Genomic DNA, 25,212 nt, shown 5'->3' on the forward strand with positions numbered 1-25,212 from the left:
ATAACGTAGTTTAAATGGAAGTAAGGAACCCAAACTTGACTTCGAGGTCTGTCTCATCCTCCTCCTTGGAAGGAGGCGCTTGGTGCTCTATAACTCTTTGGATGGCCAGTATCTCTCTCTCCATATTATCGAGCTTTTTGTGAATCTTCTTCATATCCTCGAAAATAACTTCAAGCGTAACCTTCTTTTTCAGTGTTGATTTTTTCTTGGCTCTAAGCTTACCCTTGGGTTTTGCCATGGCTAATCGCCTCTCTCCGGTTTTTCGCCTTCAGTACGGATACATTTTACTTTGACAACATTGTAAAAGTATCTGAGTAGCCTTGTCAATAACTTAAAATTATCTGTAAACCCGTTAACCCGTAAACCCGCCAACCCGTGAAGCTTTTAACAGACCACATTTCAATTCCTCATAGGTAGGCGGTTGCACCCGTTAGCGTGTTGTCGTGTTCACTTGTTTAAGTGTTGAATGTGCTAAGTACGAGATAAGTTTACCTATCTTAGCGGAGAGGAGATTGGTTTTGATAACTAACTCATTAAAATCTTGATAGGATAAGTACTCAAGGTCTCTGGCGATATGTAATTGTGTTCTTACTTCTCCGGTCGAACCTTTTGCATAGTGCAGAAATTTAATGAAATCTTTTCTCGTCTTTCTCTCAAATCCCTCCGCTATATTTGAAGCTATTGATACTGCAGCTCTTTCGATCTGATCTTTAAGTCCAAAGTCTTTAACAAATTTCTCTTTGTTTGTGGCACGATAGATGTTAACAGCAAGGGCTCTAGCCTCTTGCCAAATTTCTAGGTCCTCGAACCTCTTTACAGTTTTCATATCCGTTTATTTTTTGTATGTTAACTTGATTGGAGTCATATATTTATATCAATGATCGAAAGTGTATTGCTGTATGTATATCTTTTCAACCCGCGAACTCGTGAACCTTGAATCTGCAGAGTCCATTTATTCCTGGAGGTCAGTATTTCTAACCCGCAAACCCGCCAACCCGTGAACCTTTTAACAGACCTCGTTTCAATCCCTCATAGGTAATGAAATGAATTGTTAGCGTGTTGTCGTGTTCGCTTGTTTACGTGCTAGATAAAACAACTAAGAAGTGAATTTACCGATCTCGCTGGGGAGAAAATGAGTTTGAGAGAGGTTGTAGAACCTTGAATCTGCAGAGTCCATTTATTCCCGGAGGTCAGTATTTCTAACCCGCAAACCCGCCAACCCGTGAACCTTTTAACAGACCACGTTTCAATCCCTTTCAGGGAGTAAGAGGTTTTTCTACAAAGTGGAGCTTGCGATACAGCTGAAGGATACATGAAGTTTCAATCCCTTTCAGGGAGTAAGAGGTTTTTCTACTCACTGTGGCATTATTGACGAGTTGCACGCCCACAAGTTTCAATCCCTTTCAGGGAGTAAGAGGTTTTTCTACAGAAATATCGCATTACATCAAAGTGCATGAGAAGAGTTTCAATCCCTTTCAGGGAGTAAGAGGTTTTTCTACTGGAGCGCGAAGAATTATCTGATGCACATATCCAGTTTCAATCCCTTTCAGGGAGTAAGAGGTTTTTCTACCAGGCGCCTGAGCGGCTCCACCTCCATGGAGGCCAGGTTTCAATCCCTTTCAGGGAGTAAGAGGTTTTTCTACGCGAATATCAATGCCGTTATCAACTTTAAAGATTTGTTTCAATCCCTTTCAGGGAGTAAGAGGTTTTTCTACTAGGTCTGCTCAAGCTCAAGCGGCTGTTCATCGTGGTTTCAATCCCTTTCAGGGAGTAAGAGGTTTTTCTACAGGGAAGAGACTTGATTTGAGCTTAAAAATAGCTAGTTTCAATCCCTTTCAGGGAGTAAGAGGTTTTTCTACGCGAAAGTAGGGTTTGAGAACCGAATTGACCGCTTTGGGGTTTCAATCCCTTTCAGGGAGTAAGAGGTTTTTCTACTATGGATACGTGATTTCACTGGTGAAAATGTCAGTGGGTTTCAATCCCTTTCAGGGAGTAAGAGGTTTTTCTACCAGTATTCGAGAGAAGGGCAAATAGAGGAAGTAGAAAGGTTTCAATCCCTTTCAGGGAGTAAGAGGTTTTTCTACGAACGGGTACGAATAAGAGAGGCTGAAGCGCGAAAAGTTTCAATCCCTTTCAGGGAGTAAGAGGTTTTTCTACAGGATCGGCAAAGAATCCACATATAATAGTCGCCGAGTTTCAATCCCTTTCAGGGAGTAAGAGGTTTTTCTACCGTATGATGCGAAGAGGCCTAGTATGAGTAAGCGTGGAGTTTCAATCCCTTTCAGGGAGTAAGAGGTTTTTCTACTCGCTGTCGCTACTATTGGTACGAAGAACCTTTAGAGTTTCAATCCCTTTCAGGGAGTAAGAGGTTTTTCTACTTTGTAGATTCGTTCGCTATTTGCTAACGGTAAAGTTTCAATCCCTTTCAGGGAGTAAGAGGTTTTTCTACCGATTCGCCGAATCTAAAGAAGGTAGTAAGCTAATTGTTTCAATCCCTTTCAGGGAGTAAGAGGTTTTTCTACCAGTCCGGCATCGTAGGACACTCCGTTCACTGTGGTGTTTCAATCCCTTTCAGGGAGTAAGAGGTTTTTCTACCATTGGAGAGTATACCAAGATGACCAAGGTAAACCAGTGTTTCAATCCCTTTCAGGGAGTAAGAGGTTTTTCTACCTCGATGTGCCGGATTCTCCGGTTAATCTTAATGAGTTTCAATCCCTTTCAGGGAGTAAGAGGTTTTTCTACTCAACCGATCATCCCGCTTGTTATCTGCCGGTTCAGTTTCAATCCCTTTCAGGGAGTAAGAGGTTTTTCTACAGAAAAAATGCCACAAACAAAGAATGGCAAGGCGTACGTTTCAATCCCTTTCAGGGAGTAAGAGGTTTTTCTACTTTGAAGACTTTTGACTATGTCACCAGTCTCATACCAGTTTCAATCCCTTTCAGGGAGTAAGAGGTTTTTCTACCTACGTGAGCACGGTTATCCTACGATAACCGTGTGTTTCAATCCCTTTCAGGGAGTAAGAGGTTTTTCTACCACAGCAAAATTGTCATGACAAATTCTGTTTTGTCATGTTTCAATCCCTTTCAGGGAGTAAGAGGTTTTTCTACTCCACTTCGTGAAAAAGAGCTTGAGTTGATAATAAGTTTCAATCCCTTTCAGGGAGTAAGAGGTTTTTCTACTAGTACCGTCAAAGTTGATCAACGCGCCATCATCTGTTTCAATCCCTTTCAGGGAGTAAGAGGTTTTTCTACCTACAAGAATGACCCAACTCGTCGGGAAACGTGGTTTGTTTCAATCCCTTTCAGGGAGTAAGAGGTTTTTCTACTTTTAGCATCGGCATAATTAGAAGCCCAGGAGTCGTTTCAATCCCTTTCAGGGAGTAAGAGGTTTTTCTACCTTCCTTTAACTACGCCATAATCATCCGCAAAATTCCATAGTTTCAATCCCTTTCAGGGAGTAAGAGGTTTTTCTACACATAAATTTAAAAACGGAGGTACATAAAAATGGCGTTTCAATCCCTTTCAGGGAGTAAGAGGTTTTTCTACAGGCGAATCGGTCAAGAATAATTGTAGCTAATCCCGGGTTTCAATCCCTTTCAGGGAGTAAGAGGTTTTTCTACTGAAGCGGCGTTATATTTAGCTGGACACGAACGGCAAGTTTCAATCCCTTTCAGGGAGTAAGAGGTTTTTCTACTCGTACCCGTCCTTTATCATCGACTTGCTCGACTCTGTTTCAATCCCTTTCAGGGAGTAAGAGGTTTTTCTACCCAAACGCTGCGGTATTTGTAGTGTCTCCCATTGATGCGTTTCAATCCCTTTCAGGGAGTAAGAGGTTTTTCTACTTACGTGAGCATCACCATTGAAATTGTGTTGTCTTGGTTTCAATCCCTTTCAGGGAGTAAGAGGTTTTTCTACCCTTTATCATTTCTGCTATCAATGCATCTTCCTCTGTTTCAATCCCTTTCAGGGAGTAAGAGGTTTTTCTACCCTAACTGGACATCTAATTGTGCTCCCCTTCTTAGTAGGTTTCAATCCCTTTCAGGGAGTAAGAGGTTTTTCTACATTGTCGTTCATACCAGATAACGTTTCCTCAAATACATGTTTCAATCCCTTTCAGGGAGTAAGAGGTTTTTCTACGTTCCCGCACTTCCTCGGTTGGTACTAGTTCGTGTAAGTTTCAATCCCTTTCAGGGAGTAAGAGGTTTTTCTACCTCTTGCCGCATTTGCCGGAGCCGTAGCAGTTAACGAGTTTCAATCCCTTTCAGGGAGTAAGAGGTTTTTCTACAAGAGGAAAAAAGACTAGCCGAGTTTCAGAAAGAGGTTTCAATCCCTTTCAGGGAGTAAGAGGTTTTTCTACCTCGTACTCCGTGTCTCCGCCCTCGAGATTATTCTGTTTCAATCCCTTTCAGGGAGTAAGAGGTTTTTCTACTGATTGTCTTCAACTAGCTGCACTATGTCTTTGAAGGTTTCAATCCCTTTCAGGGAGTAAGAGGTTTTTCTACCAGAGCGTATGCTCTTCGCCGTTCTTCCGAGCCGTAGTTTCAATCCCTTTCAGGGAGTAAGAGGTTTTTCTACTTGCTTACCGGGCGTAATTGATGTTTAACGTGCAAGTTTCAATCCCTTTCAGGGAGTAAGAGGTTTTTCTACTAGGAATTTTCTTCACTGGTAAATTTCCATCTTGACAGTTTCAATCCCTTTCAGGGAGTAAGAGGTTTTTCTACATCTTCACCATCTCCATCTCCATCATAGGTGATATGTTTCAATCCCTTTCAGGGAGTAAGAGGTTTTTCTACAAAGCTTGCTAAACAAACGGGAAGACCCCAAACTTGTTTCAATCCCTTTCAGGGAGTAAGAGGTTTTTCTACACCAATGCCGGTCCGCAGGTGTGAAAGTATTTGTGAGTTTCAATCCCTTTCAGGGAGTAAGAGGTTTTTCTACCTAAGACCCTGGGAAGTGACGCATTTTAAATATTTTGTTTCAATCCCTTTCAGGGAGTAAGAGGTTTTTCTACATTAACTCCTTAATATCATAACACTTAACCCGACAGTTTCAATCCCTTTCAGGGAGTAAGAGGTTTTTCTACTTAAAGTGAAATCTGATTATGCCGGGGGTGCAACGGTGTTTCAATCCCTTTCAGGGAGTAAGAGGTTTTTCTACTCATAAGTGTATGTGTATTTCTCTCTTTTTTCTGAGTTTCAATCCCTTTCAGGGAGTAAGAGGTTTTTCTACCTAGGTATTCATATGGTCTTTAATAGTTTCTATTGAGTTTCAATCCCTTTCAGGGAGTAAGAGGTTTTTCTACATCTTCACCATCTCCATCTCCATCATAGGTGATATGTTTCAATCCCTTTCAGGGAGTAAGAGGTTTTTCTACCAAGAGTCCAGATTTTTGAACAGGCATTAAACAATTTAAGTTTCAATCCCTTTCAGGGAGTAAGAGGTTTTTCTACTTGAGTGGGATACCAATTCTGGCACTCCATACGCAGTTTCAATCCCTTTCAGGGAGTAAGAGGTTTTTCTACATTCAACTATTTTTTCTAAAGGATTAGCAGAAATAAGTTTCAATCCCTTTCAGGGAGTAAGAGGTTTTTCTACCCAAAAGAGGTACTTGATACTCTTCAGCCATTAGTGTTTCAATCCCTTTCAGGGAGTAAGAGGTTTTTCTACTGATGCATTAGAAAATGAAAGATTTTTGTAAGGAGGTTTCAATCCCTTTCAGGGAGTAAGAGGTTTTTCTACTAGAATCGGAGATAGGGAAGAACTTCTTGATATAAAGTTTCAATCCCTTTCAGGGAGTAAGAGGTTTTTCTACCCCTACTCCCCAATCACATGAAGCCACATAGAGCAGCGTTTCAATCCCTTTCAGGGAGTAAGAGGTTTTTCTACAAAGAGCGCTACGATTTTTTCCCACTGCTTAGGCTTGTTTCAATCCCTTTCAGGGAGTAAGAGGTTTTTCTACTTGCGAAAATTCTGGCAGTGGTGTCCGCTTTGCTCGGTTTCAATCCCTTTCAGGGAGTAAGAGGTTTTTCTACTTTGAGGTAATCCAGTAGAGATTATATAAGGGGTAAGTTTCAATCCCTTTCAGGGAGTAAGAGGTTTTTCTACTTTTTCAGTTTCTATAGATGATTTGCAAATTCTCTTGTTTCAATCCCTTTCAGGGAGTAAGAGGTTTTTCTACTCTATATTACTCTTTCCCATTTTGTTCATCCGGCTGGTTTCAATCCCTTTCAGGGAGTAAGAGGTTTTTCTACTTTAGGGCAATCAACTTAGCTAAAAAAATTTACGAGTTTCAATCCCTTTCAGGGAGTAAGAGGTTTTTCTACAAAAGTCCCTCTTCGGGCTTTTACTTTTTTAGACAAGTTTCAATCCCTTTCAGGGAGTAAGAGGTTTTTCTACCGGAGGAATTCGGCCTGAATAAGCACACGCTAAGAAGTTTCAATCCCTTTCAGGGAGTAAGAGGTTTTTCTACTACAAGCCACAGTAATAGCACCACTGGCTTGCGTATGTTTCAATCCCTTTCAGGGAGTAAGAGGTTTTTCTACGCAAGGGTCTATCCAATCGAGTCCTTTGTTGTGGAAGTTTCAATCCCTTTCAGGGAGTAAGAGGTTTTTCTACTCGACAGCTTTCTGCAAAGTAGCTGTGGGATACAAAGTTTCAATCCCTTTCAGGGAGTAAGAGGTTTTTCTACCTTGCTACCGGGATCGATCCCGACAGTAACGGCCTGGTTTCAATCCCTTTCAGGGAGTAAGAGGTTTTTCTACTCGAAGAGCAAGATTGAATGGACTAATGCTACCTGGGTTTCAATCCCTTTCAGGGAGTAAGAGGTTTTTCTACCCAGCTTCTCGGTCTTTCTTAAATTTTTTATTCTCAAAGTTTCAATCCCTTTCAGGGAGTAAGAGGTTTTTCTACCTCTGCCTTTAGAATCGGTAGGATTGAACGGAGACTTTGTTTCAATCCCTTTCAGGGAGTAAGAGGTTTTTCTACTTCCCAATATCTCGAAGCATGGAGGCCGGGACGCCCCAGTTTCAATCCCTTTCAGGGAGTAAGAGGTTTTTCTACCTAAGAGAAAGTTATCTACAGCCAACGAAGAGGATATGTTTCAATCCCTTTCAGGGAGTAAGAGGTTTTTCTACCTTAGTCTTCCCAACCCCTTCATAATCAAGAGTTTTATAATGTTTTTCCGAGAATCTCCTCTATTCTCGGCTATTAAGTTGTCAAAGAACGATGTTACTTGCTTCAAGTTTGGCATATAACCTGCCTTGATGTCAAGTCTTTTTGATTTCCGAGCATCTTCAGGGAATTTCATGTAAGCTCCGATCATCGGGTTTTCATTATGAGCTTCGACGCAGTTTGAAAAGGGTTGAAAGTTCAATTTTCATGATTTTATGTTTAGTACCTCAAGTCGTAGAGGTAGAGGACCGATGCCCATCCACTCGGCATCATTAGTGGCGGAGCTTCTAGTTCTTTTCCATACTTGACAATCATCTCCAGAAAATAGCGCGCATGGAAAAATGCCTCTAAGATGGATCGGGTAGCAGCGAGCCAATTTTGGTTATCCTCTACTTTGAATTGCTTGCCCGTTCCTTCTCGAATAATGGTCATGAAACATTCATTTAAAGTACGATTGGGGGCTAACAACCGAAGCTTTTCAACGATTTCTTGAGTATAGGACTGAAGTTTATAAACTTTGTAACTCTGACGATAGAAACGATAAACCTTATCCTCGTACACCCAATGGTTGTTACACTCCTCGAGTAGCTTCTCGAGCGACGGCAGTTCAGCAACAATATTACCAAATAACTCTTGAACCCCCGGTCTATTGTCTGGATGATTGTAATAATCCCCTAATTCCTCAAATTTCTTCTCTTCAAGAGTCTTTACGTTCTTTTCAGATTCTTCGGACATATATCTCGCCCTTTAAGTCTAAACGGTTTTAGAAACTACGACTATAATCAGCTAAAACTACTTTCTTACTTGGTCTTCTTTTTGATACATACATTATCTCTAATAAGATCACACAGATGTTCTTTATAAAACTATGGCATCCTCAGGCAGGGGCTCGATCCCGCCGATTCTCTCTATCTTCTCAATGTCATTTTCACACAGAAAATAAAACCTGATGCTATCTCCCTCTTCGGCTTTTATTTGCTTCTCCAATCTATCTCTCATTCTGAGGTAATCCACTTTGGTTATATCACATTCAAACACGCTGAATTGGACCCACTGTCCAAAGTTCTTGAGGGTTTTAAAAATCTTTCCACGGCGGCGGTCATCTTTAATGTCATAAGATACCACAACGAACATGAGCTACCCGCACTCCCGTCATTAGCTATTAGTCTTTAGTCCTTCGACTGTTTTTGTCCAAGGACGAACGACAAACGTCCAACGACTCTTCTATAATCCCGTCATTAGCTATTAGTCTTTAGTCCTTCGACTGTCTTTGTCCAAGGACCAAGGACTAACGACTAACGACTTTATTTAATCAGAAACGGTATATACTCCTCTATCTCACCGGAGATAAACTTGCCCAAAAGCCTAGCCTGAAGCTCAAAGCTCTTGAAGTACGTTGCTTTGTAATCAAACAGAGGATGCTTTATCTCGGCTCGCTTTTTCTCCTCGTAATGCTGTAGGAATTTTTTGAATGCGCTGTCTTTAAGCTTGTAAACCTTTCCTAGTTCTAAATCGAAATCATCAATCTGTATAACCTTTTTGTTTATCAAAGAAAGCACCAGGGAGTCGACAATCACCGGTCTAAACTCTTCTACCAAGTCCAACGCCAGGGATGGCTTTCCGTATTTGTCCGAATGGAGAAACCCGATGTAGGGGTCGAATCCAACAATATTGCACACGGTGTGCACGTCGTTTGTAAGAAGAACATAGCCCAATGAGAGAAGAGCGTTTACGGGGTCGGTAGGCGGTCTTCTCTCTCTTCCATCAAAACTAAAGCCGTCCGCTTTTATGAGTTCTCCAAAAACACCGAAATAAGCGGCGGTTCCGGCTCCCTCATGTCCTCGTATTTCATCCACGGATGTAGCGTCTTTAAGTTTTCTAATCGTAACCTTTATTCTTTCTATGGCCTCTTCGATTCTATTTCCTGAGATATTGGAGCTTACCTCATCAACCTTATCTTCGGGACTTTGCGCACGCCCTGCCCTGAGCAGAATTGTACGTATATTTGCAAGTTTGCCGTAAACCAGGGCTTTACTGATAGCTTCTGTCTTACCCTTGTCGTCGGATGCTTTATACTGAGCCTTTCTCAGAATAGAGTTCTTTGAAAACTCCGGCTGTAACCGCCCTATGTATTTTCCAAAGGTAGTTAGATAAACAATCTCTATTCCGTGTTCTAGCAGGGACCTGACGGTTAAAGGTGTAACTGTCACCCTTCCCCAGACCACAACATGGTCTACTTTTATCAGGGGAACGTCGATTATTGTTTCTTTCTCGATCGTGACTTTGAGACGCTCGTCAACCTTTCTAAGCACCGAACCGTCACGGGTTATGTGCAACGTACTCATCCTACCTCCTCATCCCCGTCGTTAGCTTTTAGTCTTTAGTCATTAGATTTAGTCTAACGACAAACGGCCAACTCCTTCCCACATCCCCGTCTTTAGCTATTAGTCCTTGGTCTTTAGACTGTTTTTATCCAACGACTAACAGCCAACGACTAACGACTCTTCTGTAATCCCGTCATTAGCTATTAGTCTTTAGTCCTTCGACTGTTTTTATCGAATGACCAAAGACCAAGGACCAACGACATTTCTTCCAACGGCTAACGACTTTTTCTTAAAGAGTTTACTAAGCCATTAATTAGCGTACCGACTTTATCACATCTGGTTATAGTTTGAATTACCTCCTCTTCATTTACATAGCCAAGTCTTTCTGCAATCTTGACTGCAGTAACAACCTCGTAAAGAGACCTCCTTGCAATAGTTAGAAACTGAATAAATTCCTTATCAGTATTACAACCGCTTCCTTCGGCTATATTCAGGGGCACTGATGACACTGCTCTCCTTAACTGATCCACTAATACGAAGGATTCGTTTTTGGGGAAACTAGTCGTAAGCTTATAAATCTCTTCTACCAGATTCATCCCTTCTTGCCAGGCTTTTAGCCTTTCAAATCTATACATCCTTGCCTCCCGCACATCCGTCGTTGGTTATTAGCCATTAGTCTTTAGACTGTCCTTATCCAACGACCAAGGACAAACGACTAACGACCAACTCCTTCCCACATCCCCGTCTTTGGCTATCAGTCTTTAGTCCTTCGATTGTTTTTGTCCAAGGACGAACGACTAACGACCAACTCCTTCCCACACTCCTGTCTTTGGCTATTAGTCCCTGGTCCTTTGATTCTTTGTCTAACGACAAACGACTAATGACTAAAGTCCAAAGTCCAGTTTTACTCTTCTTGCCTTTTCCTCCTCTTTCGGCAGGCATACAGGGTAAAGACTGCAACCGGCGCATTTACCCTTGTAGAACGCAGGAGGCTTAACCCCGCTTCTCATAAGCTCCCGGACCTTCTCTATCATCTCAACCGTGTATTTCCTGAGTTCCTCATCGAGAATCACTTCAACCCTTCTCCCAGACGAAGCATAATAAATGAATCCCTTCGGGATTCTCGTCGTTAGTCCTCGGTCTTTGGTCCTTGGAGTTTTCTCGTCTAAAGACGAATGACCAACGACCAACGACTCTTCGTCGAAGGGCGAACGACTAACGACTAAAGACGGCTCGCCGGTAGACGGGCTAAGCATTTCCTCGATGCATAGTGCCTGGGCGCAGAGCTGGAGCTTGTCGTTTTTCCAATCCCCGCGCCTTCCCCTCTTGTATTCCACCGGATAGATTTCTCCTGCCTTTTCCTCTATTAAATCTGCAAATCCTATAAGACCGTATTTCTTTGAATATACGTGCACTCTTCTGAGTTGCACCAGGTCTCCCCGGGTAGTTTTCATGGTTTTGTGCACGTTCTCGTGGATGATATCGCCTTCCACCGTGTATTCGTTATCCTTGAACTCGCCGGCCACATAAATCCAGTAGCACCGGGTGGGACAGTACTCATAGTGGTTAAGCGCTGAGATAAATATATAGTCGTTAATCTCTTGTCTTTGGTCTTTAGACATGACTGAGTACCTGCTAATTTCATCTACATTGGTATCTCCAGAAATCGTATACCTGAACGTTCTTCCCGCACCCTCGTCTTTAGCTGTTTGTCTTTAGTCTTTCGACTGTTTTTGTCTAACGACTAATGACGAAGGACCAAAGACTTTTTATCTAACGACTAACGACTAACGACTAACGACAAAAGACCAATAGCTATCTTAAACATCAATCCACTCTTTGCTCATCTCTTCTACTTCATAAGAGAAAAATTCTTTTACCTCTGTCCACTGCAATTTTTGAATCATCCTGGGCATCTTTTCTCTTTCGGCATCTTCAAAATATACAAGGGCTCTCAAGGCCTGCATCGGGAAGTCTCTTACTCTGGGGAATTTTTTACTGCTCAGCCTCAAAAGGCTTTTAAGAGATGTATGAAAGTTAGCGATAAAATATAGGTCTATAAAATCTTTTTTGCTGCCCCGCCCGACAATGGCAGCGATTTTCATTAATCCGATATCTGAGAAAGAGGCTATCCGTAGATTTCCAAAATCAATCAGAGGAGACACTAGGGGATATTCGTAGTGAAAAAAGCTCATACCTACACGGCCTAGGTAAATTCTTAAGGTTCCCTGCTCTTCTAGTTCAACCTCTACCTTTCCTGCCTTGGATAAACAGCGGATGATTTTTTCTCTTGAATTTCTTTTAAGTTCTTCTCTATTTGAGAAAAAATCAAAATCTTGGGAGACACGGTGCCCGATTTGAAGGGCAAGTCCTGTTCCACCAGCTAGATAGAAGTCTTTGAGAAAGGATTGCTCATGCAGGATTTTGTAAACGGATCTTGCCCCTTTTGTCAGAGCTTCGGTATGAAGGTTCTCTTTCATCAGTATCTCCATAAAGGGTATTTATCGGTCAGCCAATCAGGCTTTTTGTATCGTCTTATCTTGAGCACGATCCGCCAGTAATTAAACCCGCGTTTGGAAAGAACCCTGTACCCTCGTGCTCTCACAAACTCCTTGATTCTTTGAGCACCGTATGTTTTAAAGAGCCATTTAAGCTCTTCTCTTGTACCGAACTCGAGCGTTCTTCCGATTATAAGCTCCACATCTTTTTCTGTATCCAGAGATGAAAAATCGTATTCTTGAAAATAAGGTGCAATGGTTTTTATTATCTTGGTTTTCATTTTCTTCCTATACATTTTTATCTAAAGACTAACGTTCTTCCAGCACTCCCGTCTTTAGCTATTTATCTTTAGTCCTTAGACTGTTTTATTGTCCAAGGACAAACGACTAACGTCCAACGACTCTTCTATAATCTCGTCTTTAGCTATTAGTCTTTCGATTCTTTGTCTAACGACCAAAGACCAACGACCAACTCCTTCCCACATTCCCGCCTTTGGCTATTAGTCCTTCGTCCTTCGACTGTTTTTGTCCAAGGACCAAGGACTAACGACTAACGACTAACGACTTTTTCTACTAACGACTCTTCGCGTCATTCCCATCCCGTGCGTAGTTTTCCTTCCCGTGCCTGCAAAGATAGGTTCATATCTTGCCATACCTAACCCCATAGTTGTCTTTGCCCCGATGCCCGCGATAGTTGCATATCGAGCGAGGGCATGTATTTGTTGACGAAGAACTTTATTGCGCTCGGCAATTCTAAAGATCACTGTTCCGTTGAAAGCATGAATTTCCTCTTGATTGAGACCTATAACAATGGTACTTACCCTACTAGAATCAAGAATTAATAGCCTGCTCTTTTCCCAGATAGTGGGTAGATCTTCAGACATTTTGATGGGAGAAAAGCTATGCCAGCGAGTACATAAATTGCCAAAAATTAAAATAGGATCAGGCAGAGGATAGTCATAATCACCTCTTTTGAAAGTAGTCTTACGAAAACTTAAACTGAAATACTCAGAAGAATTAGCCCCTAACAAGATGTCAGAATAGGTCGGAAAGGGAAAACTGTTAACAAAAGCTATATGCCCATCCCAAGAGTCGAGATTAAATTTATAACCAACTTTTTGTGGTAATTCTTCAGCCAGAGTATCTTTAAAGCTCTCTAATAGAAGATTAACTCTAAGCTTCATCTGAGCACCTTGAGAAACAGATTTATACCGCAGAGTATAAGGTTTAAACGATAAACTAGACCGAAGTAGGTCAGCAGTTTTCGTTTTTAGTATTTTCTTAAAGAAGAGTCCATGCAAAGCCCGGCCCCATTCGACTCCCTTGGGTAAGGCTTGATCAAAAGCCAGAGTTAGTTCAAATCCTTGCATCTAAGCTATAATCGCTCCTTCATCGAATTCGGATTCACTCGCTTCCTCTCCACTGGATCGAGCCAGCGGAATACCAACCGAATAAGTAAAACTCCTAGCCTGCTTAGAGTTTTTTGCTTTTCCCTTTTTGGATTTTTCAGAGGTTTCATCTCTCGGCAAGAGATCCATTACAGGATTGAACTCTCGGGTATAACTATTTCGCCAAGTGTTAGAGACAAATATTTTTGGTAATTTAACATGTCCAATCTTTTCATCATAGCTACTTTCCGAGACAACAATGATTAGCTCTTTGAAGTAGACTCTTCCGCTTCTGGCTCTTTCCCAGTACCATCCACCTTTATCATAGTTGTATACTTTCTCAAAAATCGGATTAGCTTGGGCAATCAATTCTCTCTGTTCATCAACAGATAATTTATCCCATCTAGTCTTCGATATAGCCAAGCTTTCAATTCCAACTTCAATTGCATTTTTGAGATTTTCTGTTGCTTTAGTATGTGGTTCTAATCGAGTTGTTGTAAGAGTAACTCTAGGTTCCCAACTACGTGTAATTATAAAACCCTGCTTGTGAAGATAGGAATTTAGAATATTGAAGTTATAAACATAGTCATAAAGAAGTCCAAAGAGCATTTCGATCCTGTAGTCGAATAAAGGTTCTGTTTTTATATGCTCCTTTATCCTTTGAACATTAAATATTCCACCATCCTGATGATTAAGTTCATCAATATAATTTTTAAACCACTCCTTATAAGTCTCTTCATCCCACTGCGGACGTAAGAATTTGGGTATTTCGTTTCCTATTACTATCAATTCGTATTCTCCTTTTTTATCTTTTCTGTTACACCGTCCTGCACGCTGAATGAGATTTTCGGGAAGTGGAAGTTGAGTTATAAGTACATGAGCATCCAAGTCACATCCAACTTCAATAGCGCTAGTAGTAACAAGTACATAACCCCGATTACTTTCATTGAGTTCTTTCAGCTTACTATAACGATCCTTTCTCTCCTCATCTGGTAGTCTTCCATGATAAAGAATAAGATTCTTTGCATCTATTTCCCCACTTACTTCGAGCTTTTTATAGACCTCAGCGGCATCTTCGACTTTTTCAAACACGACGATTATATGTTTTTCGCTGGTATATCGGCTTAAAACCTCTTTTAATGTGAGATTAATGATTAAGTTTTCTGTTTTAGTTTCCTCGTCCGTAGTAGCGAGCTTAGCAGATATGTATTTGAGGGTTTTATCTCCTGATTTTCGGTTAAGCAGGGCAAGCTTTCCAGAAGAGGTGAAATCTATTTGTGATTGTAAGAATGTAAGTTCTTTGACTGTCTTTTTCGGCATAGTGGCTGTCATTACTACTATGCCAACTCCGTTTGTATAAAGAGACTCAACAAGTAGCAAGAAGTTTGTAAAGGCAACATCCTCATAACTGTGGGCTTCATCAAATACCACCACAGTCTTTTTCTTTTTGATATCTCTATGAATACGGCGAGGATAAATATATGCTTTATTTTCCGCTCCATATCCAAAGAACCTATATATGAATTTATCAAGGGTTGTCAGGATTATATTAGCCGAATAGAAGTGACGGTCTGGCTTATGAACTGCTTTTTGGGGTTGACCACCTCGATAAATCACGTGTTCTATTTGACTACCAGTGTCAACAATACAGCTAAACTGCTGGTCTTTAATTTGTCCTGACAGGTGTTTCAGGTATCTATCTATTCGCTTTCTCTGGTCATCAACAAGGCTACGTGCTGGTAAGACTAAAATAAGTCTCTTATTAAAGCTGAGTGCTGGAAACAAAATTGCCTCAGTCTTTCCAGAACCTGTTGGAGCTAGAATTAAACTTGAAATATCATCATCTGCAAAAAGATCAAAAGCTTCTCTCTGCAAAGCATTTGGTTTGAAGGTATCCCCGCCAATAAGACGGTAGGTATCATCCACATTATCTTTTTTTAGTAATCCATCTATAAATGTATATGATACTTCTGGAGGCTTTTTAAGATAATAGCTATGAACAGGCTGGAATCTCCCTATTTGTATAGCCTCTCTTAGCTTTTCCTCTATGTGGTTTTTCAGGTTGTTTGTCTCTTCCCACCATTTATTAATGCGAAATTTATCCTCTAATTCGATTTCCAATCCTATTATATCTCTTCTAACGATGTCGAAGACAAACGCCCATGGGTGAACATGCAGATAAATCTCACCGTTTGATCGCTTTTCCGGTCTAAGCTCAACATCCATAAAAGTGCGCGATGAAGCATCTCCATCAATTGCCCATGTGGCTGACTCTGCTTCAATTTGATCGGCGAGTTCAAGACTATAAAGAAGCTCAGGGTACTCAAATAGGGTATCGGGATTCTCACCCTGCCTTCTAAGAAGGTTTACAGCTTGAACTATTGATTCCACGGAGTATTTGTGATGATTCTTTATTAACTGATTTACCAAAGACTCTGTATCTGGGCTGGCCAGTTCATTAACAATCTGTCTATAAGGATGTCCACGAAAGGAGTAAATTAGAATATATTTTCCATCTTTTTTATCTAGTCTTAAATCAAAGGTATCTATCTTACCGCAATCATGGATTTCCGCTGCTCTTGCCAGGTTTTCCTTCCATTTAACAAGTTCTTTTTGCACCGATTGGAAAGACTCAATAAGGAATCTGGTGTTTGCTTGATGCGAACTCAAAGTGTGGATTATTGCACGAGTCGGAAGACCCGTAGAATCATACTTGAAGAAAATCCTTCCGATTCCTTCCAAGTTTACCTTTTCCATGTATTTATACTCCCCTAAATCCATCTTTTAATTTGTCTACTAATCCTTTTGAAATGTAAAGCTCATTTCCATTAAGGTAGTACTCTGTTTTAATAGTCTGATTTAGGTCGGATACAAAAACAGCCAAGATACTATTAAAGCCATCAACTGGTGAAGGTGAATTTTCAAAAATCGCTGGAGAGGCTTGCCCTTGTTGCCAGCGGTGGTAATAAATTTGATAGGTTGTAGCATTTAGAACTACGTTGGCACTTTCTAAAGGAACAAGCGAGGATGATGGAGCTTCGATTTTATTTATATCTAAAGGAAAAGGATCATCTACAGCTTCGAGATACGCATAACCTTCTTTGCCAAGTTTTGTGCCGTAGCCTACCAGTTCTTTAAAGCACGATAAAGAATCTTCATCTTCAGCAAGAACGTACCCTACCAAGTAATCGGTAAAAAGATACTCCCATGTATGTAATTGAAGGTTGTGAACTTTTCCCTCCTTCCGCATCTTTGAGAAATCACTATGACTGAATTCTCTTGGACCATGTCGATAGGATTGATGGATACGAAAGTTACGACTGGGTTTATCTGGGTATTGCATTAATCGTGGATAAGCCCCTACGGAGATAAACGATGTTGGCAAGGTATAGTAGGGTGGATTTCTCTTAGTTCTTCCTCTACCTCGTTCAACGTCGGTTTCAGGATATACACCACGTTCGTTCGGATTATCTTTTTGTGTTGTTAAAAGAGCAAGCCTTTTTAGAAAACCTGAAAGCGTTGAGGGAGGAACAAAAGGGTATGTAGAAATGTGCAACATAGAGCCTGGTAGAACTCTAAAGGTTAGAGTGCTAGTTGGTTTAATGTGTAATCTCATTGCGTACATTCTTTATTCCTCATTCTTACTTAAGTAGAAGCCTGGTCTAAATACTCTTTTGCAAATATATCAGCCCATTCTTGAAGTTGCTCCAGAGCTTTTTGTCCTAAATACCTGGTGAAATATTGAGCGGTTGCAACTCCGTTTTGAACTTGTCCACCGTTTACAATCTGAGCATTTGTTTTGAAAATTTCCTCTGCTTCTTTAATGTTATCTATGTAAGGAGGAACCACTGGTCTTCTGCCTTTGGGAACCCAGTATTTGTCAACAACTAACCAAGGCTGCCTTGTATTATCAAGAAAATCCGACTCTTCATAGAACCATAACCCTTTAGGATTTCCTGCACCTAAGCGTATAAGAGAGTTGATGAAAGCATAAGCAGCGGCACTAAACTCTTTCTCTGTAACCGAAAAGGCATGATTAGATATTGAGTAAAGTAATCCTGGCTCATTATACTCGCGCTTAAATGGCTGTGGCGAGTTCTCTCTTGGATTATTATTCATTTGTGAGGGATGCATTGCCCTTTGCTTTTCTTCGGGGAGTTGAAGCTGAATGGCTACTCCGCCAGCATGTATATACCGTCCAATAAAAGTTTTCTCACCTGTTTCCAATCCGCCAAAGATTCTGCATATTGGGCAATTATCTTCCATACAGGTTAGTGGGATACCACATTCCAATGAGTCAGTTAGTAAGGGACCTTTACTTGTATCTTTAGCAGGAGCCCAGAGTAGAGTCCGTCTCTCGACACCACGTCGTTTGGTTGGAGAGATATAACATTTCTCAATTTCTCCACTATCTGTGGCTATTTTAACTGTCTCAACTATATTGACGTTCACTTGAACTTCATGTCCGAAGTAAAGCTCCTGAGGCCCAATCAAAAGCGCATAAATATCAAAGTGCCAGTGAGGATCAGCGTTATTAGCCAGTCCTGAATATTCTCCTCTGACCTTTGTTACTTGGGTTGCCCTGTCTTCCTGTGTCTGTATTTCTTCTTTCTTTTTCTTTCTTGCCATTTTAATTCCTCCTCTGATAAATTGTTTTTACTCCTCGGTAGGTTTAGGTAAATATTTGGGGAATCTAGCTGAAAGCATTAGACGGACTTCATATACAAATTGTCGCCAATCACGGTCATTAAGTTCTTTTTCCTTAAGCAAGTATACTCGTGCTCTTTCAAGATCATCATATTCTATTTCAAGATAGCGACTGTTATCCTCACTCTTCTCCCTATCAGTCAGCCCAAGTCTCTGAAATAAATTCTTTGTCTGTTCATACATGAAACTCCTGCCTTGGTTCCAATAAAGCCTTGCTGAGTTCCTTTCTATAATTGGAGCGACAGAATAGCCAAAGTGTGAAGCTTCGTCTACATCTCCAATGAGTTTAGTTATTTCTAGTTTAAGAGCTTTTTGGTCAGAACCTTTTTCCTTAAGCTCATTTTCAGCAAAGCTTATGAAAGCGTAGCACATGCCAGCAATTGCATTTGCAAGTTCATAACGCTCAGCTTTCTCCTTAGGTTTTAAAATCATGGTTTCACCTCCTCCCTTAGCAATTCGGTAAACTTTTGATGTAAGTCATCAGCAAGATATTCTTGTTTTCCAGCTTTCTCAGAATACTCCTTAGCCAAAACGTACTCAGCAAAGGTAACTTGATCTGCTTGAATATAACGTATTGCATCGGCAACCGCATCGTTTAGCTTTTTTCTGCCTTTCTCAAATGTTATTGCACTTGGGTTGCCAAACCTCTGAAGGAGTAGCTTTAGAGTTACAAGATGTCTTTTAGGAAGCTTTACCTCACAATCACCACCTGTTCCTCCAAAACTTACAAGGACATCGAAAGTTTCAAAAACCTCAATAGGAAATAAGGTTGCCAATTTATAAAGAGCATACTGCACTGTACCCATAATTTTGTTCAAAGAACCCTTTTGGGGAATATGCTCATTATAGGGACAAGGTAAGACAATTCGTTGACCAGCTATCAGGTTTAACTCTGCTAAAGTATATTGGCGTATATAGTTTTCCACACGATACCTGTCAGATTCGTTTTCTTTTTGGAAGGTAGCAATAAATCCCTCGTCAACCAGTTTAACAGGAGAGGCAAAGCCGATAACGGCACAGTCATAGCAAATATTTGGCTGACCTTCACTACTATTAGATTGGCTTCGTTGGCTTGGTGAGCTAAAGATAAATTTATTGGCTGTTAATTTAGGTTCTGTTTCATTAAGTCCACAACCACAAGAGTAACAAAAATTATTAGCCCTATCCCCAGCAGTTCTACTAAAAGAAAAATGGGGCTGATCCTTTAGTAAAGTATCTAATTTATGAAATTCGCTCTCTTTCATTTGAATTAACTGCTTTATACGCTCTACTAATTTTTTACCTTTTCCCATTTTTTCTATAACTTGTGTACTAGCGTTGCGATTGTAATAACTGGAATTAATCAAAAGTAACACTTTTAAATCTTTTTTGTTCTTGATGTCCTTTTCTAATTCATTCAACTGTTCTTTGTAAAGATTTGGTGTCTGACGCAAGGTTGCGTAATAGAAACCAGCTATCAACCAACGCTGGGCATTGGTAATAATAGGTATCTCCGGAACCGAACTTAAACCTCTGTTAGCCAGTCTCACCGAATTTACGAGAAGAACAAAAGTTTTTACTAGATACTCCATATCAAAACGCCACTTAACAAAACTTTTCCAATAACTTTTCCAATCAGGAACTTGGTCATCTGGAACAAAAAGCCATACTGTTTGATCGCTTTCTCTCAGAACTACTATTTCACACGATCTTTGGAGATATGAGAGATATTCTTGCATCATATTTTCATAGGCAATTCTCATTTGAAGCTCATTGGGCAAGGGTCGCTTGTAGAGATGATAAACTCGACCTAGTATCTGTCCTTTCTCATTTATAACCTTTTGTTGATTGATTTCCAATTTTGGAGGCCCATGTTGAGGTGAGGATGAGAAACGCAGAAAGCATAGTGTTCTAATTATAGGTAATGCCGATTTTCCGAAGGAAGATAAAATAATTTTAATTTCATCTAACTTTTCTTGAGCTATTGCCCACTCACAGGTTTGGATCCAAGTAGAATCTGCTTTTTTCCCTTCTTTCTCACAGTGTACATTGAAGCTAGCTAGAATTTTTAATTTCTCTAGCTCACCTAATTCGTTCATTCTGTTAACCATCCTCCATTTTAGAATATACTTCGAACATTTTCCGAACTGTCTTTACCATCTCCCCCCTCAGCCACTCTGGCTCTAGAATCTCGGCTTCGGCTCCCCATTGGAGTACCCACCACAGAGCTTCCTGGGGATAGGAGGTGTTGATTTCATATAGGATGTTGCCGTTGGTAAGCTTGGTAATCTCCCCTCGCGATACCCAGGGAGGCTCTTCGATGTATTTTGCTACGTTTTTGGAGAACTTGATTCTTACGGTAGTTGTCTCGTTTCCGGTAAAAACCCCAAAACTATCCTTATGCCTTTCCTTGAATGAATAGTCGCTTCTTCTTGGCACGGTAAATTGGGTGAAACGGATATCCTTGATTCGGTTTATCCTGAACATCCGAATCTCTTTATGCGTGAAGGAGTAACCCTCGACATAGAGACCGTTTTTTCTTGGAAATATGGTGTACGGGTCGAATTCGTATTTTACGATTTCGCCTCTTTTGTAGTTATCGTAGGTGATGATTACCCGTCTTACATTTTCCTTTATCGCCTCGGTCAGGGTTTCTATTATTTTGGGATCACAGCCAAAGCCTTCTTTGAAAACTATGTCGTCGAGGGCGCCCTGTAGAATTCCTCTTGCTTGAAGAGGGGCTTGATTGATAATCCTTCTTATCCCGCTCAGCGCATCCTGGGTAAGGTTGTAGTCTCCAATTGAAGAAAGCTGTCTTACGGACATCACCAAGGCGAAAATTTCGTTCAGGGTCAGATCGTAGATGTTGATGAGGGAGTCTTGCTCTATAATCAAGGATTTCTTCTTGGGGGAGTAGGTAAACTTGAACCCCAGTTTCTCAAGGAGTGTTTTATCTTTGTAAAACTGTTGTTTAGATATACCCAGGGCTTTATAAAGCTCCTTGGGCTGGCGTTTAGGATTCGATTTAATTTCGTGACAGATTTGAATTAACCTTAGGGGCCTCAACCCTTGCATAACCAGATTTTAGTATTTGCAAGAGGGGTTTGCAACCGCTAATTTGGCCCCGGTCAACGGCAGGGTTGACTACATTCGTCACAGTTGGTTCTTCTTGTTGGCGTGTTAGCTTGTTTACGTAGACAGCCCGCCAACAGGCAGCTCCGCAAACACACACCCCTAAATCCCCTCATTCGGCGAGGCTCAGGGCAGGTCTAAAGAGGGGACTAGGGTCAAACCCGCAAACAGGTAAGCCCGCAAACCCGCCAACTTTACAAATTCTCCTTGATAGCTCATACGTTAAATGGGATAATAATCCTGTTAAATGAGAGGTGAGGTTGTTACCTGGCGTTGTTAGTTAAAGTTATACCGCTGCGACCATCTCAGAGAATAAGGAGGAAGTAAATGCAAAAAAGGATTAAAACAATATTGTCGAAGCACTTTTTGTTTGACGGCCTCGGCCAAAAGCACCTCGACCTAATCGTCGGATGCGCCTCTAACGTAAAGTTCGACACCAAGGATTTTATATTTCGGGAAGGCCAGGAAGCCGACCGTTTTTACATAATCCGGGAGGGTAGGGTGGCCCTGGAATCGGTCCTGGCACCGGACAGGGAACCATTAACCATCCAGATTCTGGACGAAGACGACGTGCTGGGCTGGTCTTGGCTCTTTCCACCTTATCGCTGGCGTTTCGACGCCAAAGCTATTGTACCCACTCAGGCTATTATGCTCGATGGAAAATTCCTCCGGAAAAAATGCGAAGAAGACCATGACCTGGGCTACGAGCTGATGAAGCGGTTTGCTTACGTCATCCAGCAGAGGCTTCAAGCGGTAAGGTTGCAAAATCCGAACATGTATGCGGTGCATGGCTGAGCAGGAGAGGGTACTGTATTGAGCGGTGTTCATCATAACTCATGACGAAAAGGGGGCGACCCGGTGGCTAAGGTCAGCGTGGAGGGCAAATCGGAAAGCAGTGAAGCATTCATTTTTAACGTCGAAGTAGTGGAAGGGGACAGCAAAACAGTTCACACCGTAGAGGTGGACAGGACCTATTATGAAAGGCTAACCGGCGGGAAGGTGACACCGGCCGAACTGGTGGAAAAATCCTTCTCATTTCTACTCAGGAGGGAACCCAAAGAATCCATCCTGAGAAGATTCAATCTGGAAAAAATAGCTTACTACTTCCCCGAATATGAAGAGGATATAAAAAATTACCTCTGATAAGGAGATTCTTTAATGAGAGGAATAAAGAAGTTTTTTTACATAATCATCATTGCGCTGGTCCTCGGGACGATCTTTTACATCATCCCTCAATTTGAATGGCATTCTCCTACCGTCGACATAAAGCTCGACACCGAGTACGTGGGGCTTCGCCCCTTCGACGTGGAGATAAGGGACCGGGGTAAGGGGCTCAAGAAGGTTTCCATCGTCCTTGCCGACCAGCACGGCGAATCCCCTCTTTTTGACAAAGAGTACGATTCAACGGTCAACGAGGAAAAAGTCCAGATAAAGCTCGACCCCAAAAAACTGGGCATAAAGGGAGGCCCGGCCGAAATTAGGGTTATGGCCGAGGACCGGTCCCGCCTCAAGCTTTTTGTGGGAAATAAGACCACGGCAGTCAAGAAGGTGACCATAGATGTCACCCCTCCCCGGATAGAGGTGTTAAGCCGGGAACATTACATAAACCACGGCGGCTCCGGTTTGGTCATTTATAAGTCGTCCGAGGATACGGCTAAGAGCGGGGTCAAGGTCGGGAATTATTTTTTCCCCGGGAAGAAGGGCTACTTTCAGGACCCGGAAGTCTATATGGCCTTTTTTGCCTATCCCTATAACCTGGGCGCTGATGAAAATATAATGGTCATGGCGGAGGATGCGGCGGGTAATTCCAGAGAAACCAGTTTTTTTTACAGGGTGAAATACGTTCCTTACAGAAAAAGCACGCTGGATATAGGAGATGACTTCATCGACCGGAAGATGGTTCCGATACTGGGCGAGGAATACTCGCCGGGTACCGCCTTAAAGGAGGTTTTCCTCAAGGTCAATAGCGACTTGAGAAAGAAGAACGACGCCCAGATCAAGAGAATAGGGGAGAAGTCTCAAGGCCAAATACTTTGGAACGGAGCATTCCATCAACTGACCAACTCTAAGGTGGAGGCTAACTTTGCCGATGCCCGAACGTACATTTATCAGGGCGAGGAAATAGACCATCAGTATCATCTGGGCTACGACCTGGCCGTGACCAGGAGGTATCCGGTGGAGGCGGCTAATGATGGGGTAGTGGTGTTTGCCGGCGACCTGGGGATTTACGGAAACGCAGTCATAATCGACCACGGCTACGGGCTAAATTCCCTTTATGGACACCTTAGTACCATCGAGGTTAACGTCGGAGACATGATCCAAAAAAAGCAGATAATCGGCCGGACCGGCGAAACCGGCTTGGCCGCGGGCGACCATCTGCATTACGGCGTCTATATCTACGGTGTTCCCGTCCGTCCGGTGGAGTGGTGGGATGAGAAGTGGATAAACGATAACATCATGAACAAGATAAACGAGGTGAAGGTTGAGTTTGGTGCAGGGGCAAAACAAACCAGCACCTCAGCTGGCAACGAACCGGAAAAGGCTAAGAATTAATGCGTAAAAAAATAAGCTAGATGCACACTATAACTGTTGATTCAATAATTTCCTTCAACAATTCTTCCCTTGATGGGGAATGATCTTTGATGTTCGGTGGATCTGAGGTATCCCCGATCCAGTCAGATATCAAACTTGTCGTAAGCGGAGTCTAAGGAACTCCGTTGGAATGACCGGTTTGTTAATTGTTTTTTCCAGCGGATGCAATTCCGCTCATCCTGAGCAGGGTCGAAGGATGATTTAAAGCAAAAGGTGTTCGCCCTTCGACTAGGCTAAGGACGAACGCTGGGATTATTGAATGGTTTTACTCTCATCTAGTTATGTTGAAGAAACAGAGGTTTTTAGGAAACTATCTGGATCAAATGGAAATAAGAAGTTAGGGTGGTAGAATCATGTTTTCACCCTACCATGAATCCCCTCCAATCAATGGAGGGGAATTATAGAATACCTTCGGCTGCCGTGGGGTGCCTCATTAAATGTAAGGAACGCATATATGCGTTCCTTACTACAATAAAAAAAATGATATACGCACCCATGAAATTTATTTTGCAGGCAATGCGTGACTACCAATGGCATATAAGATCGCTTAAATATGGAAATACTGTGGGTTGTGGGCCATTGTGATTATGGATCTAATAACCTTCTTCCTGCAATAACAAAATGATTATCTACGGAAAGAATCCGGTGATCGAGGCTCTCTTGGGGATGCCGTCCAAGGTAGAAGAGGTTTTAATCTCTCAAGAGGGAAAAGGGGAAAGGTATTCAGAAATCATAAAACTGGCCCGGGAGAACAAGGTAAAAATCTCGTTCCTACCCCAAAAAGCCTTGTCCAAAATCTCGGACACACCGGGTCATCAAGGGGTCCTAGCCAGGATTCGAGACTTTGAGTACGCGCCTCTTGACCAAATCCTCGGTAGAGCAAAAGGGAAAGGGGAAAAGCCTCTTCTCTTGATACTGGACCACATAGAAGACCCCCAGAATCTCGGGGCGATGATAAGAACGGTCAATGTCCTGGGGGCACACGGCGTTGTAATTCCCAAGGACCGGTCGGCTTCGGTAACCCCTGCCGTGATAAAAGCCTCCGCCGGGGCTACCAGTTTTATTCCGGTTGCCCGGGTGATAAACATCGTCTCGGTGATGAAAGAACTCAAGAAAAATGGGCTCTGGATAGTGGGCGCAGACCAATCGGCTCCTAAAGCGGTTTTTGAGGAGAATTTGGGAAAGCTGGATTTGGCCCTGGTAATCGGAAGCGAGGGCAAGGGGTTGGGAAGGCTGGTGAGGGAGGAGTGCGATTTCCTTGTATCCATCCCTGGTGTGGGAGAGGTATCCTCCCTAAACGCCTCGGTCGCCGCCGGGATAATCATCTATGAGGTGATGAGGCAGAGGAGGTCAATTCAAAATATTAGCCAGGAATGAGCACAAGTAAATTCTGTTACCGAGATAGCGTGTTTGCGTGTTAACT

Annotated in this window: 20 protein-coding genes and 1 CRISPR repeat array; of the genes, 4 read left to right on the forward strand and 16 right to left on the reverse strand. The window is 42.0% G+C overall.

Going from position 1 to position 25,212, the window contains the following annotated elements; genetic code table 11:
* Positions 1–10: 10 nt before the first annotated feature.
* From VNN20_05440 to VNN20_05515, 16 genes are all read right to left on the reverse strand, one after another.
* The gene (locus tag VNN20_05440; GenBank protein HWP91620.1) at positions 11–238 is read right to left on the reverse strand and encodes a hypothetical protein; all 228 of its coding nucleotides are present in this window, start codon (positions 236–238) and stop codon (positions 11–13) included.
* A 192-nt stretch (positions 239–430) separates the two neighbouring features.
* The gene (locus VNN20_05445) at positions 431–826 is read right to left on the reverse strand and encodes a four helix bundle protein (GenBank protein ID HWP91621.1); all 396 of its coding nucleotides are present in this window, start codon (positions 824–826) and stop codon (positions 431–433) included.
* A 417-nt stretch (positions 827–1,243) separates the two neighbouring features.
* Positions 1,244–7,132: a CRISPR direct-repeat array (repeat unit 37 nt; unit sequence GTTTCAATCCCTTTCAGGGAGTAAGAGGTTTTTCTAC).
* Positions 7,133–7,388: 256 nt separating this feature from the next.
* Entirely contained in the window at positions 7,389–7,904 is a 516-nt protein-coding gene (locus VNN20_05450) for a hypothetical protein (protein HWP91622.1), read from the reverse strand.
* Positions 7,905–8,027: 123 nt separating this feature from the next.
* Positions 8,028–8,303 (reverse strand): CRISPR-associated endonuclease Cas2, encoded by a 276-nt coding sequence (cas2, locus tag VNN20_05455; GenBank protein HWP91623.1) that lies wholly within the window; start codon positions 8,301–8,303, stop codon positions 8,028–8,030.
* Between the two features lie 170 nt (positions 8,304–8,473).
* Positions 8,474–9,514 (reverse strand): type I-D CRISPR-associated endonuclease Cas1d, encoded by a 1,041-nt coding sequence (gene cas1d / locus VNN20_05460; protein ID HWP91624.1) that lies wholly within the window; start codon positions 9,512–9,514, stop codon positions 8,474–8,476.
* 254 nt (positions 9,515–9,768) lie between these two features.
* A complete protein-coding gene (locus VNN20_05465; protein ID HWP91625.1) occupies positions 9,769–10,128 on the reverse strand; it encodes a four helix bundle protein in 360 nt (119 codons plus the stop codon).
* A 249-nt stretch (positions 10,129–10,377) separates the two neighbouring features.
* Complete coding sequence (cas4, locus tag VNN20_05470) at positions 10,378–11,115, reverse strand: CRISPR-associated protein Cas4 (protein HWP91626.1); 738 nt, start codon at positions 11,113–11,115, stop codon at positions 10,378–10,380.
* A gap of 198 nt (positions 11,116–11,313) precedes the next feature.
* Positions 11,314–11,973: a nucleotidyl transferase AbiEii/AbiGii toxin family protein gene (locus tag VNN20_05475; protein ID HWP91627.1), complete on the reverse strand. Its 660-nt coding sequence runs from the start codon at positions 11,971–11,973 to the stop codon at positions 11,314–11,316.
* Complete coding sequence (locus VNN20_05480; GenBank protein ID HWP91628.1) at positions 11,973–12,272, reverse strand: hypothetical protein; 300 nt, start codon at positions 12,270–12,272, stop codon at positions 11,973–11,975. Before VNN20_05480 ends, VNN20_05475 begins: the two co-directional genes overlap by 1 nt.
* A gap of 276 nt (positions 12,273–12,548) precedes the next feature.
* Positions 12,549–13,361 (reverse strand): CRISPR system precrRNA processing endoribonuclease RAMP protein Cas6, encoded by an 813-nt coding sequence (gene cas6, locus VNN20_05485; protein HWP91629.1) that lies wholly within the window; start codon positions 13,359–13,361, stop codon positions 12,549–12,551.
* Positions 13,362–16,136 (reverse strand): CRISPR-associated helicase Cas3', encoded by a 2,775-nt coding sequence (gene cas3 / locus VNN20_05490; protein ID HWP91630.1) that lies wholly within the window; start codon positions 16,134–16,136, stop codon positions 13,362–13,364.
* A gap of 4 nt (positions 16,137–16,140) precedes the next feature.
* Positions 16,141–17,004 (reverse strand): hypothetical protein, encoded by an 864-nt coding sequence (locus VNN20_05495; protein ID HWP91631.1) that lies wholly within the window; start codon positions 17,002–17,004, stop codon positions 16,141–16,143.
* A gap of 20 nt (positions 17,005–17,024) precedes the next feature.
* On the reverse strand, positions 17,025–18,008 hold the full coding sequence (locus VNN20_05500; protein ID HWP91632.1) for a hypothetical protein: 984 nt from the start codon (positions 18,006–18,008) through the stop codon (positions 17,025–17,027).
* A 27-nt stretch (positions 18,009–18,035) separates the two neighbouring features.
* A complete protein-coding gene (locus VNN20_05505) occupies positions 18,036–18,518 on the reverse strand; it encodes a hypothetical protein (GenBank protein HWP91633.1) in 483 nt (160 codons plus the stop codon).
* On the reverse strand, positions 18,515–20,164 hold the full coding sequence (locus tag VNN20_05510) for a hypothetical protein (protein HWP91634.1): 1,650 nt from the start codon (positions 20,162–20,164) through the stop codon (positions 18,515–18,517). Before VNN20_05510 ends, VNN20_05505 begins: the two co-directional genes overlap by 4 nt.
* 4 nt (positions 20,165–20,168) lie before the next feature.
* Positions 20,169–21,140 carry a WYL domain-containing protein gene (locus VNN20_05515; protein HWP91635.1) on the reverse strand — a complete coding sequence of 324 codons (972 nt, stop codon included), beginning with the start codon at positions 21,138–21,140 and terminating at the stop codon, positions 20,169–20,171.
* A gap of 384 nt (positions 21,141–21,524) precedes the next feature.
* Here VNN20_05515 and VNN20_05520 point away from each other — a divergent pair, with 384 nt between their 5' ends.
* The 4 genes from VNN20_05520 to rlmB all read left to right on the forward strand — a co-directional run bounded on the left by VNN20_05520 (position 21,525) and on the right by rlmB (position 25,166).
* On the forward strand, positions 21,525–21,992 hold the full coding sequence (locus VNN20_05520) for a cyclic nucleotide-binding domain-containing protein (protein HWP91636.1): 468 nt from the start codon (positions 21,525–21,527) through the stop codon (positions 21,990–21,992).
* Positions 21,993–22,055: 63 nt separating this feature from the next.
* Positions 22,056–22,340 carry a hypothetical protein gene (locus tag VNN20_05525; GenBank protein ID HWP91637.1) on the forward strand — a complete coding sequence of 95 codons (285 nt, stop codon included), beginning with the start codon at positions 22,056–22,058 and terminating at the stop codon, positions 22,338–22,340.
* A 15-nt stretch (positions 22,341–22,355) separates the two neighbouring features.
* Entirely contained in the window at positions 22,356–23,750 is a 1,395-nt protein-coding gene (locus VNN20_05530; GenBank protein ID HWP91638.1) for a M23 family metallopeptidase, read from the forward strand.
* A 660-nt stretch (positions 23,751–24,410) separates the two neighbouring features.
* Entirely contained in the window at positions 24,411–25,166 is a 756-nt protein-coding gene (gene rlmB / locus VNN20_05535) for a 23S rRNA (guanosine(2251)-2'-O)-methyltransferase RlmB (GenBank protein HWP91639.1), read from the forward strand.
* Positions 25,167–25,212 lie beyond the last annotated feature (46 nt).

The organism is Thermodesulfobacteriota bacterium (genome assembly GCA_035559815.1).
Taxonomy (GTDB): domain Bacteria; phylum Desulfobacterota_D; class UBA1144; order Nemesobacterales; family CSP1-2; genus DATMAT01.

What these genes read in the sequence shown, in the direction of transcription:
- VNN20_05440 (HWP91620.1), bottom strand. Translation starts at nt 238, where the DNA reads ATGGCAAAACCCAAGGGTAAGCTTAGAGCCAAGAAAAAATCAACACTG.
- VNN20_05445 (HWP91621.1), bottom strand. Translation starts at nt 826, where the DNA reads ATGAAAACTGTAAAGAGGTTCGAGGACCTAGAAATTTGGCAAGAGGCT.
- VNN20_05450 (HWP91622.1), bottom strand. Translation starts at nt 7,904, where the DNA reads ATGTCCGAAGAATCTGAAAAGAACGTAAAGACTCTTGAAGAGAAGAAA.
- cas2 (HWP91623.1), bottom strand. Translation starts at nt 8,303, where the DNA reads ATGTTCGTTGTGGTATCTTATGACATTAAAGATGACCGCCGCCGTGGA.
- cas1d (HWP91624.1), bottom strand. Translation starts at nt 9,514, where the DNA reads ATGAGTACGTTGCACATAACCCGTGACGGTTCGGTGCTTAGAAAGGTT.
- VNN20_05465 (HWP91625.1), bottom strand. Translation starts at nt 10,128, where the DNA reads ATGTATAGATTTGAAAGGCTAAAAGCCTGGCAAGAAGGGATGAATCTG.
- cas4 (HWP91626.1), bottom strand. Translation starts at nt 11,115, where the DNA reads ATGTCTAAAGACCAAAGACAAGAGATTAACGACTATATATTTATCTCA.
- VNN20_05475 (HWP91627.1), bottom strand. Translation starts at nt 11,973, where the DNA reads ATGAAAGAGAACCTTCATACCGAAGCTCTGACAAAAGGGGCAAGATCC.
- VNN20_05480 (HWP91628.1), bottom strand. Translation starts at nt 12,272, where the DNA reads ATGAAAACCAAGATAATAAAAACCATTGCACCTTATTTTCAAGAATAC.
- cas6 (HWP91629.1), bottom strand. Translation starts at nt 13,361, where the DNA reads ATGCAAGGATTTGAACTAACTCTGGCTTTTGATCAAGCCTTACCCAAG.
- cas3 (HWP91630.1), bottom strand. Translation starts at nt 16,136, where the DNA reads ATGGAAAAGGTAAACTTGGAAGGAATCGGAAGGATTTTCTTCAAGTAT.
- VNN20_05495 (HWP91631.1), bottom strand. Translation starts at nt 17,004, where the DNA reads ATGTACGCAATGAGATTACACATTAAACCAACTAGCACTCTAACCTTT.
- VNN20_05500 (HWP91632.1), bottom strand. Translation starts at nt 18,008, where the DNA reads ATGGCAAGAAAGAAAAAGAAAGAAGAAATACAGACACAGGAAGACAGG.
- VNN20_05505 (HWP91633.1), bottom strand. Translation starts at nt 18,518, where the DNA reads ATGATTTTAAAACCTAAGGAGAAAGCTGAGCGTTATGAACTTGCAAAT.
- VNN20_05510 (HWP91634.1), bottom strand. Translation starts at nt 20,164, where the DNA reads ATGAACGAATTAGGTGAGCTAGAGAAATTAAAAATTCTAGCTAGCTTC.
- VNN20_05515 (HWP91635.1), bottom strand. Translation starts at nt 21,140, where the DNA reads ATGCAAGGGTTGAGGCCCCTAAGGTTAATTCAAATCTGTCACGAAATT.
- VNN20_05520 (HWP91636.1), top strand. Translation starts at nt 21,525, where the DNA reads ATGCAAAAAAGGATTAAAACAATATTGTCGAAGCACTTTTTGTTTGAC.
- VNN20_05530 (HWP91638.1), top strand. Translation starts at nt 22,356, where the DNA reads ATGAGAGGAATAAAGAAGTTTTTTTACATAATCATCATTGCGCTGGTC.
- rlmB (HWP91639.1), top strand. Translation starts at nt 24,411, where the DNA reads ATGATTATCTACGGAAAGAATCCGGTGATCGAGGCTCTCTTGGGGATG.